Source organism: uncultured Campylobacter sp., assembly GCF_938018035.1.
GTDB lineage: Bacteria > Campylobacterota > Campylobacteria > Campylobacterales > Campylobacteraceae > Campylobacter_B.
Genome location: NZ_CALIJF010000032.1, coordinates 1 through 12,871, shown reverse-complemented (window position 1 = coordinate 12,871; position 12,871 = coordinate 1). Strand labels below are relative to the sequence as shown.

Here is a 12,871-nt window from a genome sequence, read left to right as displayed (position 1 = left end):
TCACAGCCATCTTTTAAATATCGGTCTAGCCTGCGAGGTAACGGGTAACTATAACGCCTTTATGCATATCTTTAGGGTGCGCGAATACTCCATGGAGCTAGCTCAGCTCGTAACCGGCGGTCGCAAGACTTATGGCAATGTAATTATGGGCGGACTTCGCCGCGATATGACCGACAATGAAATTCGCAAGAGCATCGAGATCATCAACAAGCTCGACGTTCAAATTTCTGAAATTTGGGACGCCGTTATGGAGGATAAACGCCAAATCGGTCGCTGGAAAGGTGTGGGCGTATTAGATCGCAAAGTGGCGCGTGATTTTAGCCCGGTAGGTCCAAATATGAGAGCTTCCGGTTTTAAACGCGACAACCGCTACGATCACCCTTACGATTTCTTTAACAAGATAGAATTCGAAGTAGCCGTAGAGCACGGTGGCGATGTATTCAGTCGCGAAGTCGTAAGGTATAAAGAGCTTAAACAATCGATCCACATCATCAGGCAGTGCTTGCATCAAATGCCGCAAACTCCGATAATGATCGATCCACAGACTATGATCAGACCAGAAAACTACGCTTTAGGTCACGACGAAGCACCACGCGGCGAAAATGTCCACTGGATCATGCAAGGAAACGCACAGAAGGTTTACCGCTGGAGATGTCGCGCCGCTACGTATAACAACTGGCCGAGCTTGCGATTTCAATTCCGCGGAAATAACATCTCCGATGCGGCGCTAATCGTATGCTCGATGGATCCGTGCTACTCATGCACCGAGCGCGTGACTTTAGTCGATATTAATAGCGGAAAGAGTAAAATTCTAACCGAAAAAGACCTTAAGAAATTTTGCCAAGACGGCAAGGTTAGCAAAAAGGATTTAAGATGATGAAATTATTCGACATTACCGAAAAATATGGTAAGGCGACCTATGCTTATCCGTTTGAGCCATACATCGTGCCCGAGAATTTTCGCGGGCAGCCTGAATACACCTATGAGCTTTGCATAGGCTGTGCTGCGTGCGGAATCGCCTGCCCATCTAATGCGATTGAGCTTAAGATGAACGAAGCCCAAACCAAACTAATTTGGGAATTTGATTGCGGACGCTGCATATTTTGCGGTCGCTGCGACGAGGTATGCCCTACGGGAGCGGTAAGGCTAGGCAATAGCTTTGAGCTAGCGGTAAAATTTGATAAAAGCGCGCTTATCCAACACGGCGAGCTTGAGATGGAGAAATGCAGCTGCTGCGGCAAGCCGATGACCCCAAAAAGGCTCATCAATTACACGCTAGAAAAGCTAAGTACGGCAAATTTGCTCCCAGGCAGATTAGAAGAAGCTAAAAAATATCTCTATATCTGTCCTGAATGCAAAAAAGCTCAAGCGGTCGAAAGAGTGACCAAAGGTATAGAGGAGGCAATAAAATGAGTTTGTATCAAGTCCCCGAAAATATTAAAAACGCAAACGATCTAACCGCAAAATTGGAGCTTTTGAAAAATATCAAACGAAGCTTCAGCGTTTATCGTATCGACTGCGGAAGTTGCAACGGCTGTGAAATCGAAATTTTTGCTTCTATCACGCCGATGTGGGATCCGGAGCGCTTCGGATTTAAACTCGTAGCTAACCCTCGCCACGCAGATATCTTAGTCTGCACCGGTCCGGTTACTCGACAGATGTATTATCCACTGCTTCGCGCTTATGAGGCTGCACCTGATCCAAAGATCGTAGTAGCTCTTGGAGCCTGCGGAAGCACGGGCGGAATTTTTCATGACGCATATAGCGTATGGAGTGGTATCGATAAGATTGTACCGGTAGATGTTTATATCCCCGGCTGCCCTCCGCATCCTGCTAGCATCATCTATGGTCTTGGCATGGCGCTTGGCATCATCGATCAAAAGCTTCAAAAGAAGAGCTACGAGCAAGATAGCACTCTTCCGCCACCGGTTAAGAGTTCAGTTATCGGCGATATTTTATTCGAGCGCGATCTGCAAGCTGAAGCTAAGAGGCTGATGAGCTATATTTTCGGAAGAGTTTTATTTGCAAAATATATGGATGCGATCAAAACCTCATCTGACGTTCACGATCCAAAAGCTTCTCGCGAGGCTCTACTTAACGCTATCCACACCGAAGAGGATCCTAGATACGCGGAGTGCATGGCACTATTGCACAATGACGTATATCTAAAATACGCCCGCGCTACGGAGGAATTTAAGATCGATCCGCAAAAAGAGGTCTGGAGCAAACGATGATTGAGGTTTTTAAGCTTACAAAGCGGCATATGGACGAAAACGAAAATTTACCTAAAGAGCTAAAGGATATCAAAGTTTTTTCCACCTGCGTCGGTCATGGCGTAGGTACGATAGATTTTAGCGAAAAGGTACTTGAGATAAACGATGAAGAATTTAAACGCATCATCGAGAACTCGGGCGACTACGTTAAATTTAAGATCGGTAACCTAAGCAAGTATTTCGAGATTGAAATTTTTGCCGAGCACGCAGCTAAGCTAATCCCTCAGCTTTGCGAATGTGAGCTTAAAGATCTGCTAAAAAATATGCGCGAAGGATATTTCGTGCTAAGGAAGGATTTTTGATGCGAAAGGCGTTGCTTTGTATCGGCAATCCCCTTCGCGGCGACGACGACGTGGGTAATGAAACGGGGCGAATAGTCGAGGCAAACTTAAAAGATTGGCGCGTTTTTTATGGGCAGGATGTGCCCGAAAACGAATTTGCAGCCCTTAGGGAATTTGCCCCTGAAATTCTAATCGTAGTAGATGCGATGAGCGGCTTTGATGAGAATAAGATAGAATTTTTCGACCTCAGCAACGATCGCGACTACATATACTCGACGCATAACTTACCTACGCCGGTGCTTCTAAGCTATTTGCGCAAAATTTGCCCAAAGACGCTGTTTTTGGGCATCAGCGTGCTGCTCGATAATGTCCTTGATTTTAAAGAAGGGCTAAGCGAGAGCGCAAAAAAAAGTGCGCAAAAAGCTTATGAGCGTATCTTAGAAATTGATTCAAATTTAAATGAGGAGGAGTAAATGTTAAATCCTGCAGAAACCGCGCAAGCGGTGTCTAGTTCGATGCAACACAAGGCGCATACCCCGCTAATTAGCATAATTTTTCTAGCTATAATGGCGGGCGCTGCAATCGCTATGGGCGATATTTTCTGGGCTCACTCGACCGTCGGAATGGCTGAAAAGCAATCTATTGGCTTATCGAATTTCATCGGTGGTATTACCTTTAGCTGCGGTCTGATGATGGTGGTTTTTTACGGTGGGCATCTATTTACCAGCTCGGTTTTAACGGGCGTACCTGCTGCCGATGGCAAATTACCGCTAGGTAAAACAATCGGCTATTGGGCTATCGTTTGGTGCTTTAACTTTGTAGGTGGCGCGTTAATCGCGTATATGTATTATTACTCAGGACTTCCGCTTAAATATGATGGCTACATTTTGCAGCACTTCATTCCTGCAGCAGCAGGCAAAATAAACGCACCTTTTCATGAGCTATTCATCCGCGGAATTTTTTGTAACGTGTTTGTATGTATGTCTATCTGGACTGCGACCAGCGAGAGTAATCTATCGGGTAAATTCTTTGCAATTATGTGGATGATCGGCGCATTCGTAGCTTGCTCGATGGAACACTGCGTGGCAAATATGTTTATCCTAACTGAAGGTATCATCGCTAAAGGCCACTACCTTGCGGCTGCAGGTGGCGATGTAAATGCTCTTGCAAGCTCGCTTCACGGCGTAACGGCGGCTCAAATAGATTCAATAAACTGGGGAAATTTCATCGTTAAAAATATGATCCCAGTTACGCTAGGCAACATCTGCGGCGGTCTATTTTTCGTAGGCTTGGTCGGATTTATGGTAAATAAATACGATATGAAAAAGAAAGACTAATCTATCGCGCTTCAGCACGATATAAACAAAATATGGCGCGGCACTTTGCCGCGCATTTTTAGTTTCTTAAATTTTAAAAATTCCGATGCGTAAAATTTCGTTTGATCCAAAATTTTAGACGAAATCCTAAGCGAAATTCGGGATGAAATTCCAAAACCAAGCTCTTGATAAAAATTTTACGCTGTAAATCTAGGTAAAATCCTGCGCCGTAACTTTAGACAAAATTTCGCGCCTAAGCCGCATAAATGCTTTAAAAACTCTAGCCCACGCCTAAACACAGTAGCTAAGCAATCTGTCGTAGTCTAGGATCAAAAACTCGTGCTGGCTGATTTTTTGAATTACGTTATCTTTTACAAGCTCGTTAAACGCGGTACTCGCGCTTTGGCGCTTGAGCCCCACGAAGGATGAAAGCACCTTTAGCGAAAAGGGCAAAAAGACGTATTTGTAGCCATTTTGATGAAAATTCTGCTCGTTTGCAAGCTCGATCAAAAAGCTCGCGATGCGCCCTTTTGCATTTTCAAAAAGTATGGAACGCGTGATTTTGCGCTGCAGCAGAATTATCTCTGTTAAAATTTTTATATATGCCTCGCAAAAGCTGCGATTTGCCAAGATCTCCCCTAGTCCGCTCGCATCGATCGTATAAATCTCGCTGTCCTCTAAAAACTCAAGCGCGCAAATTTCATTGAGAATGGTAATATTGTCCTTGTTTAGGTAGTTGATGATGAATTCTTCGCCGTCTTCAAAAAACGAAAGCTTCGCCTGCCCGCTTTTAAAAATAAAAACTTTGGGCGCCTCGCTATAAAAAACATAGCCTTTTTTGATGACTTGGTGCTCGAACATTGCAAGCTCCTCGTCGCTAAGCGTGGCGATAGCCTCGGTTTGCAGTAGTCCCAGCCGCGATTTTTCCATATAACCTCCAAAAGCTAAGAATTATACAATGAAATATTTAGACAAAGATAAAGCTGCGCGGATTAAATTTACCATCCGCACTATGGCTGCGCATCTAGGTCGCCGGAGCTAATAAATTTTATAGCTTTTAAAATTCTAAATTTTACCCGCGCTTTGCATCGCGTAAAATTTCAAAAATTAATTGAGCTTTACGCGGCAATATTATAGTCAAAACCCGCGGCGCGAATTTAAAATTCTGTCTCTAAATAAAAATTCATATCATTTTATTGAAATTTTATTTAGCAAGGATATAATAATGCATATTAAAAATAAGCGGTATTTTGCTCGCGGCAATACCGCAAGAAAGGAAACTTCATGCAAAAGTTAAATTTTAAAAATAACGTCTCCGAGACGCTGCTAATCAATGTCTATATGCGCCATTTGGATTTCAAAGATAGGGGTCCGATCCTAAACGATCCCTTTTCAAGCGCCGTCGTAGAGCAGATCGATTATGATTTTGCGAAATTTAACGACGCGCGCCTTAGCAAAACGGGTACCGTGATACGCGCGAAATTTTTTGACGACGAGACGCTGCGGCTCGCAGCAGAGCTTGATCGCCCTATCATCGTGCAGCTCGGCGCCGGGCTCGACACCCGCCCGCTTAGGCTCCAGAGCGCCCTACCGAGCGCCCTATTTTACGACCTCGATCTGCCCGACGTCATCGCCGTGCGCGACGCACTACTGCCCAAAGCAAAGAATAACTTCAGTCTGCCCTACTCGATGCTAGATCCCTCGTGGATGGACGAGCTAGTCGCAAAGCACGGCAGCGCGGGCTACATCTTCATCTTAGAGGGCGTGAGTATGTATTTTGAAAAAGAGGAATTTAAAAAATTTTTTATCGCGCTTGCGCAAAAATTCCGCGGCTACGTGCTGAGCGACTTTATGAGCGAGTTTTCGGTTAGGAAATTCGACTCCAAGCGCCACGACGCGATGCGGCACATTCAAAACGCGCCTTTTAAAATGGGCATTAGCGGCAGCGCGGAGGTGCAGAGCTGGGAGCCTGAGCGTATCCGCTTCATAAAAGAAGCTGCAATGCTGAAAATGTATAAAAGCCGCTGGAGCCTTAAAGGGCGCCTATTTAGCCTGATTCCCGCCTTTTGTAACGCGTGCAAGATGTTCGTTTTCAAAATCATCGGCAGTGATGAATAATAAGGCTTAAAATTTCAGTTGATTGCTTTGCAAATTTCGACAGCTAAGGCGCGAATTCTAAGCTACTTATCTGGCAAGCTGGCATGCAGAGCAAACAGCACATACCGCTTTGCTTAATGCTTGAGTAAAATTATAAAAACGCTTTAAAATTTCGCTTAAATTTACCTCGATTTATAGGAATTTAAGAGTTTTTAAAATATATTTTCGCATCTTAAATTCACGGAAAAGATCATGCAAAATTTTCTCGACAAACTCACCGCCACAATCGACGCGATCAACTCCTTTTTGTGGGGTCCGTACTTTCTAATCGCCCTACTTTGCGGCACCGGCGCGTATTTTACGGCGCGCTTGCATTTGGTGCAAATTTTTAAATTTAAAATGGGCGCGCGCAAGCTTTTCGGTAACTTCTCCCTGCACGGCGAGGCTGCGGGCAAAAGCGGCATGAGCTCGTTCCAAGCCGTCGCCACGGCGATCGCGGCGCAGGTCGGCACGGGCAACCTGGTAGGCGCCAGCACCGCGTTAGTTATGGGCGGACCGGGCGCGATATTTTGGATGTGGTGCGCGGCTTTTTTGGGCATGGCGACGAATTTTGCCGAGATCTGCCTGGCTCAAATTTACCGCACCAAGGACGATAGCGGACATATGATCGGAGGGCCCGCGTTTTACATCAGCCGCGGACTCAAAAGTCCATTTGCCAAGCCTTTAGCGGCGTTTTTTGCGCTAGCCATCATCTTTGCTTTGGGCTTCATGGGTAATATGGTGCAGGCAAACTCCATCTCAGACGGCTTTAGCGGCGCATTCGGGATTCCGAAGTGGGTGAGCGGCGCGGCCTTAGCACTCATCTGCTGCGTCATCTTTTTCGGCGGCGTCAAAGCGATCGCGCGCGTAGCCGAAAAGGTCGTGCCTATAATGGCGATCTGCTACGTGCTAGTCGGTCTCGTCATCATCGGCTCAAATTTCGATAAAATTCCATCCGTCATCGCGCTGATATTCAAAGCCGCATTCGATCCATCGGCTGCTTGGGGCGGCGCTACGGGCGCTACGATCGCCACTGCGATGAGATACGGTATCGCGCGCGGGCTCTTTTCAAACGAAGCGGGTATGGGCTCGACGCCGCATGCACACGCCGCGGCGAACGTCAAACACCCCGTAGATCAAGCCGTGCTCGGCATAATGGGCGTTTTCGTCGATACATTCATCGTGCTTAACATCACCGTTTTCGTCGTACTCAGCACCGACGTAGTCACCTTCGAAAACGGCAAGGCGGTATTTTCGGGCATCTCGCTGGTGCAGGAAGCCTTCGGGTCGCAAATTTTGGGTCGCAGCGGCGGCTACGGCTTCGTGGCGATCTGCCTGTTTTTCTTCGCATTTACCACGATTTTGGGCTGGTATTACTTCGCCGAGATCAACGTGCGATACCTCCTGGGCGCAAAATTCGTCAAGCTCTTGCAAATTTTAGTCGTCGCATTCGTATTCATAGGAAGCGTGCAAAAGATCGACCTCGTCTGGGGGCTAGCGGATATGTTTAACGGACTGATGGTGATCCCAAACTTAATCGCGATCATCCTACTTAGCCCCGTCGTCGTGCGGCTTTTGAGCGACTTTAACGACGGCAAAAGATACGACGCGAACGACTACAAATAACGCCGCGCGCTAAATTTCAAGCCCGCACTTGGAATTTAGCGCAAAATCGCCGCAAAATTTAGAATTTTAAAATTCTTTTCGAGCTAAAATCATAGCCTAAATTTTATGATCTAAGGAGAACGGATGCAAATTTTAAGGAGCGAAAAATGCCCATTTTAAAGGCATTGCTGACCGGGCAACCGCGCGCTTACGGCGACGAGCGCGCTACGCAGCCTCTAAAAAAGCGCTGGGAGACGGCGATTTTTAAGCAAGCTAGAGCGGGCGAAGTGCGCGCAAACGAGCTTGGGTTCGAGGGCGACGCGGTAGCCGACACGCTGCATCACGGCGGAGAGGAGAAGGCGATTTTTGCCAACTCGCTGCAAAATTACGCCGCGTGGGAGAGGTTTTTAGGGCTTAAAAATCTAGCCTACGGCGCAATGGGCGAAAACCTCACGATCAGCGGACTACACGAGCAAAACGTCTGCATCGGCGATGTGCACCGCATAGGCTCGCTGGTGCTACAAGTAAGCCAGCCGCGCAAGCCCTGCTACAAGCTCTCGATGCGCTGGGGTAACGCGGAGATGACGGCGGAGATCGCGCGCAGCGGACTTACCGGCTGGTACTACCGCGTACTAGAGACCGGCTCGTGCCGCGCAGGCGACGAGATCTACGTCGTGGGACGCGACCCCGCTATGATGAGCGTGATGGAACTAAATCATCTATTTTACGGCGATCGCCTCGATGAAGGGCTGTTAGCAAAATTTAACCTACTTACGACGCTTACGCCAAAATGGCGCGAGGATATGCGCCGCAAGCTAGAAGGCAGCTACGACGACGGCTTTATGCGGCTATAAAATTTAGCCCCGAAGCGGCGTTTTAGAACAGCAAAGTAGCGCCGCACTTTGTTATTTCACACTCTTGGCGCGGATTTCAAAATACTTTCTAAGCCGCCGATGCTAAGTTTCAAGACACTTCTTGGCTACTCAATATCGGCTTGCAAAAAATACTTTCTTGATGCGAGCTGCAAATTCAGACTAAATTCCAAAGACGAAATTTTAATTTGATCCGCGCTGATCGCGCGCAAATGCGATCTGTTTTCACACCATGTTTTGCGGCATGACACGGGCTGCAAGCAAAATTAAAGACGCAAATTTAACCGCGCTTAGAATTTAATCTTTTATGAAATCTAAATTTAACCGCACATTCAAAGCCGCAAGCGCCGCTCTTTGTAAATTTTAAAATTTAAAAGCGGTAAATTTAACCCCCTTGCTACGCAGCGATTTTTTCCAAAATCAAAAAGCGAACTATTTTTACTCGCGCAACACACTCATCTCGCACATTTAGCGGCGTGGCTCTTACGCTGCAAACGAGCTCCTAAGCTTTTAACGCGCGCTAAATTAGACATGTCAGATGCTTCGCCAAGCGCCTTTCAAAGCTCATTTATAACGCTCGATATAAGTAGAATTTTGCGCAGAATTTTGCGCGGCGCGGTAACAATTGCGACCTTTAAGAGCGCACACCGCAGCTCAAAAGTCTATTTCAGCTTTTTAAAACCGCGCGCTGTAAGGCTCAAAGTCCGTCCATTCCCCTGCTCAATCAACTATCACAATCCCCGCATCCGCGCAGGTTTTTCGCGCCTTTTTGGATATGCCGATGCCGGTCGTTTCGATTTTTTTAAGATTTTTGAAGGGCGCAAGCTCGGCGGCGTCAATGTTTTTAATGTCAAAAAGCTCGTCCTCGCCGTCCCAATCAGGCGCGATTTGCAGGTAAATTTCATTTCCGCCGTCAAGGTAGAGCTCGCTCACCTGCTCAGCCAGATTTGTAGGAACCGGATAATCCTTAAACCACTTTTTGGCTTGCGGCAGCGTGCCGAAGTCCGCGTACGGATCGATGCCGCGCTCCTCGCAGTACTCAAACACGTCAAATTTAGGCTGTAGCAGGGCTTTTTCGTACATCAGCTCGTTCATCACGGCGATTTTGAAATTGAAATTTTTAAACGCTAGAGTCTCGCCAGCCGCGCGCGGAAGCTTAAATTTATCGCTCGGCTTTCGCTTTAGCTTTTTCTCTTTTTGATTGATGCAGACGCGCCCTATCGGCATTTTCGCAGCTCGCACGATGTCTGCGATCTCGTCGGTGTCGCGCTTAGCGAAGCGCTCGGCGAAATCCATCGCGTCTATGCGCTCCTGCACGGCCTCGGCAAGAGCTAGCGAGACTTCGAATTTGCCTAGGCTAAGCTCCAAAAATATATATGCGCCGCGCAGCTCCTGCTCTGGCACGGCTTCAAGCGGCGGCCTGCCCTCTAGCGTGAACGCGCCGCCGTAGAGCTTGCGCGGAACCTCGTGCTGCACGCCCTTTGCGACCTCAAGCATCAAATTTATCTCGGCAAGCTTCGGTTCTGCGAGCTCGCCCGCACGCACGAAGGCGAAAATCCCCGCCTCATCCCAAAAATAGCGGCTTTTGCCATCTCCGTCATCGATCACGCGCGGCGGACCTAGGGCTTCATTAAATTTAGCCAGATCGAACCCGCAGTTTACGCCGCCGATGAAAACGCCGTCCGGGCGCACATCGACGTCAAATTTATCCTTTTTAAAAATGCCAAACAGTCCCATTTCACCTCTCCTGATTTTTTTGCTCTAAATTTCATCTTAAAATTTTTCCAAAAACCCGTAAAAATCGTCCGCAAAAAGCCTATCCTCGCTCTGCGCGTAGTCGCGCACATAGACCTTGTATTCGCACGGCGCATCGTCTGCCCGCTCGCTTGCTATCTCATTCATCGCTCCACTTGCCGCCTCGTCTGCCGCCTCACTTGTTGTCGCACTCGCCGTTTTGCACGTCGTTTCGTCCGCCGCTTCGGCATTCATATCGCGCGCCGCATCCGGCGATCTCTCCGCGCGCGCTTCGTCGTCCGACGCCCTATTTTCCGCACTGTTGGCTACCGTCGCGACGACCGTATCGCGCACCGTCGCGCCCGCAGCTTCGCCGCTCACGCTCTCCGCCGTCTTGCTGCGCGCCGTATTAGACGAGCCGTCCGCTATGTCGCTTGCGGGCGAAATTTTAAAATAATACTCCTCGTCCTCTAGCTGCAAAAACACGAGCTAGTCCGCGGCGAATAGCCCGTTTTTCAGATTTATCTCATACGTGTAGCAGATGTCGGTGTCGGCATCCTCTGCAAACTCGGGCGGTGCGATCGTTTTTAGCTTCGTTCCCGCCGCGCTCACGCTAGCGTATCTTAGCAGCATCTGCTTGTAGCTCGCAGGCAGCGCAAAGCCTAGCCGCTGCTGCGCCTGCGTGATCCACGCGGGCTCTATATCGCTGCGCCCCGCAGCCGTGATATTTTTAGATTTTTGAATAAGCTCTTCTATCATTTTAATCCCGTTTTGAGCGAGAAATTTTAACGCCTTAGCACGCCAGACGCGCTGTTTACATAAACCCGCGGGCGTTTGGCGCGGCTTTTAAAATCTAAATTTAAAAGCTCGCGCAGCTTCAAAACCAAAGCGAGCCGTTTAAAATTTCGAATAGCCCGAGTCTAAATTTTAACCGCAAACGCGAACGGTAGTATTCCTGCGATCTAAATTTAGCGCTACTTAGCCAGCGCTATTACTTCGATCTCCACAAGCGCGCCCTTGGGGAGCTTGGCGACCTGCACCGTGCTGCGAGCGGGCTTGTGCGCGCCGAATGCCGCCACGTATATCTCATTCACCGCGGCAAAATCATCCATATCGGCTAGGAAAATCGTAGTTTTGACGGCATCTTGCAGCGTCGCGCCCGCTTCTTTCAAGATCGCGGCGAGGTTTTGCAAAACCTGCCTCGTCTGCGCCTCCACGCCGCCCGCGACAAACTTGCCGTCCGGCTTAAGCGCGATCTGCCCCGAGGTAAAGATGAGCCCGCCCGCTTTGATCGCCTGAGAGTACGGCCCGATGGCCTGCGCCGCATCGGGAGTCGAGATGATCTGCATAGTAAATCCTTTGTGAAAAATTTCGTTCATTTTATCGCAAAATATTTTAGCATTGCTTTAGGCGGCGGAATTTTGCGGGCGGGCGGGCGCGTATGCGGCTGGTACGATGAAATTTAATTGACGCGAGAGATTGGCTAAATTTCGGCGGGCGAGGCAAAACAGATAAGCGACAATGTGACAAATTAAATGGCATGGATAGCAATCGCCTACGATAGCAGAATGAAGCGGCAAACGCAGCGGTACGGTTAAATTTATCGCACAAAATACAGCGGACAATATGCGAGAAGCTAGCGCGAAATAACAAGCCGTGGCGGTGAAACGGCAAAATTTAAATATCCGATGGGCGTAACAAAACAGAGCGTGAAAGTACGGCTAAATTTAATCTATACGGGCACGGCGGCGAATCTGCACAGCAAATGGTTGAACTGTCGGCACGAGCGCAGGGCGAGCAAAACGGCTCGCTAACGGTGGCGTATATTTTAAAAGGCAAGTAAGCAGGAAAGAGACATGCGTGACAATGCCAGATTAAATTTCATCAATGCGGGGCATGATAACGCCGCGCGCTCGGCAATACGACGACTCTATCGGCGGCACCCAATGAATGCATGGCGATACGATGAAATAGATACGGGTGGTGCGGCTAAATTTAACCGATGCGGATGGGCGAAACTTCATCGGCATCGTTGTGCAGCAAATCAAATCCTTGCACCATCAAGACCATCAATGTCTCGACCGTCAAAATCAAACCGCCCATAGTAGTGATACAGGCGACGGGGCGGTAAAAGCAGCGCCAAAATCGCCACCATCGCAGCAGAAAGAACAGCGCCGTCATAAAAAAATCAGTGCGACACCGCGCAACGCAATTAAAATCCTCGCAGTAGCAAGCGCGGCAACGAAGTCGTCGATGTAGCGGAGCAAAATCGACGATATCGAAACAACAAAATCAAGACCTCACGACAAGCGAGACCTCCGACGTAACGCCAATAGAATCAACATCGCAGCAGCGGGAAATTAGCGTAGTCGCGACAAGATCAGCGCGAAGCTACGATATAATCGACGCCATCGAAGCGAGACTGGCGTGACCCTACAGCAAGATCTGCGCTACTGCGGCAACAAGATCAGCTTTATCGAATAGATCGGCAAAGGTTCATAAAATTTTACGCGAAATTTTATACGAAATCCTGTATAAAATTCTATGATTTTGGCTTGAGATCAGCTTGGGATCGGCCCTCAACCGGTCTGTAATTAACTTGCAATCAGTCCGTAAAGTAGCTTTAAAATCGTGGCGGCAACGACGAGCAGAAG

Annotated in this window: 14 protein-coding genes and 1 pseudogene; 9 read left to right on the top strand and 6 right to left on the bottom strand. The window is 48.3% G+C overall.

Annotation, left to right across the window (positions count from 1 at the left end; genetic code table 11):
- The 6 genes and pseudogenes from Q0257_RS01055 to Q0257_RS01030 form a co-directional block, all read left to right on the top strand.
- A pseudogene (locus tag Q0257_RS01055) lies at positions 1-877 on the top strand (hydrogenase large subunit); the annotation flags it as partial.
- Positions 874-1,413 (top strand): formate hydrogenlyase complex iron-sulfur subunit, encoded by a 540-nt coding sequence (locus Q0257_RS01050; RefSeq protein ID WP_177386902.1) that lies wholly within the window; start codon positions 874-876, stop codon positions 1,411-1,413. The pseudogene Q0257_RS01055 and the gene Q0257_RS01050, both read left to right, overlap by 4 nt.
- Positions 1,410-2,234 (top strand): NADH-quinone oxidoreductase subunit B family protein, encoded by an 825-nt coding sequence (locus Q0257_RS01045; protein WP_177386901.1) that lies wholly within the window; start codon positions 1,410-1,412, stop codon positions 2,232-2,234. Before Q0257_RS01050 ends, Q0257_RS01045 begins: the two co-directional genes overlap by 4 nt.
- Entirely contained in the window at positions 2,231-2,575 is a 345-nt protein-coding gene (locus Q0257_RS01040; protein ID WP_298020450.1) for a formate hydrogenlyase maturation HycH family protein, read from the top strand. The genes Q0257_RS01045 and Q0257_RS01040 overlap by 4 nt, the downstream gene beginning before the upstream one ends.
- Entirely contained in the window at positions 2,575-3,027 is a 453-nt protein-coding gene (locus Q0257_RS01035) for a hydrogenase 3 maturation endopeptidase HyCI (RefSeq protein ID WP_298020448.1), read from the top strand. Before Q0257_RS01040 ends, Q0257_RS01035 begins: the two co-directional genes overlap by 1 nt.
- Positions 3,028-3,891, top strand: a complete 864-nt coding sequence (locus Q0257_RS01030; protein ID WP_005871911.1) for a formate/nitrite transporter family protein — start codon at positions 3,028-3,030, stop codon at positions 3,889-3,891.
- A 270-nt stretch (positions 3,892-4,161) separates the two neighbouring features.
- Here the strand turns inward: Q0257_RS01030 and Q0257_RS01025 are convergent, their stop codons facing one another.
- Positions 4,162-4,800 carry a Crp/Fnr family transcriptional regulator gene (locus Q0257_RS01025; protein ID WP_005871915.1) on the bottom strand — a complete coding sequence of 213 codons (639 nt, stop codon included), beginning with the start codon at positions 4,798-4,800 and terminating at the stop codon, positions 4,162-4,164.
- A 354-nt stretch (positions 4,801-5,154) separates the two neighbouring features.
- Here Q0257_RS01025 and Q0257_RS01020 point away from each other — a divergent pair, with 354 nt between their 5' ends.
- The 3 genes from Q0257_RS01020 (at position 5,155) to Q0257_RS01010 (ending at position 8,465) form a co-directional block, all read left to right on the top strand.
- The gene (locus Q0257_RS01020) at positions 5,155-5,988 is read left to right on the top strand and encodes a class I SAM-dependent methyltransferase (protein ID WP_298020445.1); all 834 of its coding nucleotides are present in this window, start codon (positions 5,155-5,157) and stop codon (positions 5,986-5,988) included.
- Between the two features lie 231 nt (positions 5,989-6,219).
- Entirely contained in the window at positions 6,220-7,632 is a 1,413-nt protein-coding gene (locus tag Q0257_RS01015) for a sodium:alanine symporter family protein (protein WP_298020443.1), read from the top strand.
- Between the two features lie 146 nt (positions 7,633-7,778).
- Entirely contained in the window at positions 7,779-8,465 is a 687-nt protein-coding gene (locus Q0257_RS01010; protein WP_298020440.1) for an MOSC domain-containing protein, read from the top strand.
- A 738-nt stretch (positions 8,466-9,203) separates the two neighbouring features.
- Here the strand turns inward: Q0257_RS01010 and Q0257_RS01005 are convergent.
- The 5 genes from Q0257_RS01005 to Q0257_RS00985 form a co-directional block, all read right to left on the bottom strand.
- Positions 9,204-10,220 (bottom strand): hypothetical protein, encoded by a 1,017-nt coding sequence (locus Q0257_RS01005; RefSeq protein ID WP_298020437.1) that lies wholly within the window; start codon positions 10,218-10,220, stop codon positions 9,204-9,206.
- A 36-nt stretch (positions 10,221-10,256) separates the two neighbouring features.
- A complete protein-coding gene (locus Q0257_RS01000; RefSeq protein WP_298020434.1) occupies positions 10,257-10,703 on the bottom strand; it encodes a hypothetical protein in 447 nt (148 codons plus the stop codon).
- A 3-nt stretch (positions 10,704-10,706) separates the two neighbouring features.
- Positions 10,707-10,976: a hypothetical protein gene (locus Q0257_RS00995; RefSeq protein ID WP_298020429.1), complete on the bottom strand. Its 270-nt coding sequence runs from the start codon at positions 10,974-10,976 to the stop codon at positions 10,707-10,709.
- A 215-nt stretch (positions 10,977-11,191) separates the two neighbouring features.
- The gene (locus Q0257_RS00990) at positions 11,192-11,566 is read right to left on the bottom strand and encodes a RidA family protein (RefSeq protein WP_298020426.1); all 375 of its coding nucleotides are present in this window, start codon (positions 11,564-11,566) and stop codon (positions 11,192-11,194) included.
- Positions 11,567-12,212: 646 nt separating this feature from the next.
- Entirely contained in the window at positions 12,213-12,398 is a 186-nt protein-coding gene (locus Q0257_RS00985; RefSeq protein ID WP_298020423.1) for a hypothetical protein, read from the bottom strand.
- Between the last annotated feature and the right edge of the window lie 473 nt (positions 12,399-12,871).

What these genes read in the sequence shown, in the direction of transcription:
- Q0257_RS01050 (WP_177386902.1), top strand. Translation starts at nt 874, where the DNA reads ATGATGAAATTATTCGACATTACCGAAAAATATGGTAAGGCGACCTAT.
- Q0257_RS01045 (WP_177386901.1), top strand. Translation starts at nt 1,410, where the DNA reads ATGAGTTTGTATCAAGTCCCCGAAAATATTAAAAACGCAAACGATCTA.
- Q0257_RS01040 (WP_298020450.1), top strand. Translation starts at nt 2,231, where the DNA reads ATGATTGAGGTTTTTAAGCTTACAAAGCGGCATATGGACGAAAACGAA.
- Q0257_RS01035 (WP_298020448.1), top strand. Translation starts at nt 2,575, where the DNA reads ATGCGAAAGGCGTTGCTTTGTATCGGCAATCCCCTTCGCGGCGACGAC.
- Q0257_RS01030 (WP_005871911.1), top strand. Translation starts at nt 3,028, where the DNA reads ATGTTAAATCCTGCAGAAACCGCGCAAGCGGTGTCTAGTTCGATGCAA.
- Q0257_RS01025 (WP_005871915.1), bottom strand. Translation starts at nt 4,800, where the DNA reads ATGGAAAAATCGCGGCTGGGACTACTGCAAACCGAGGCTATCGCCACG.
- Q0257_RS01020 (WP_298020445.1), top strand. Translation starts at nt 5,155, where the DNA reads ATGCAAAAGTTAAATTTTAAAAATAACGTCTCCGAGACGCTGCTAATC.
- Q0257_RS01015 (WP_298020443.1), top strand. Translation starts at nt 6,220, where the DNA reads ATGCAAAATTTTCTCGACAAACTCACCGCCACAATCGACGCGATCAAC.
- Q0257_RS01010 (WP_298020440.1), top strand. Translation starts at nt 7,779, where the DNA reads ATGCCCATTTTAAAGGCATTGCTGACCGGGCAACCGCGCGCTTACGGC.
- Q0257_RS01005 (WP_298020437.1), bottom strand. Translation starts at nt 10,220, where the DNA reads ATGGGACTGTTTGGCATTTTTAAAAAGGATAAATTTGACGTCGATGTG.
- Q0257_RS00995 (WP_298020429.1), bottom strand. Translation starts at nt 10,976, where the DNA reads ATGATAGAAGAGCTTATTCAAAAATCTAAAAATATCACGGCTGCGGGG.
- Q0257_RS00990 (WP_298020426.1), bottom strand. Translation starts at nt 11,566, where the DNA reads ATGCAGATCATCTCGACTCCCGATGCGGCGCAGGCCATCGGGCCGTAC.
- Q0257_RS00985 (WP_298020423.1), bottom strand. Translation starts at nt 12,398, where the DNA reads ATGACGGCGCTGTTCTTTCTGCTGCGATGGTGGCGATTTTGGCGCTGC.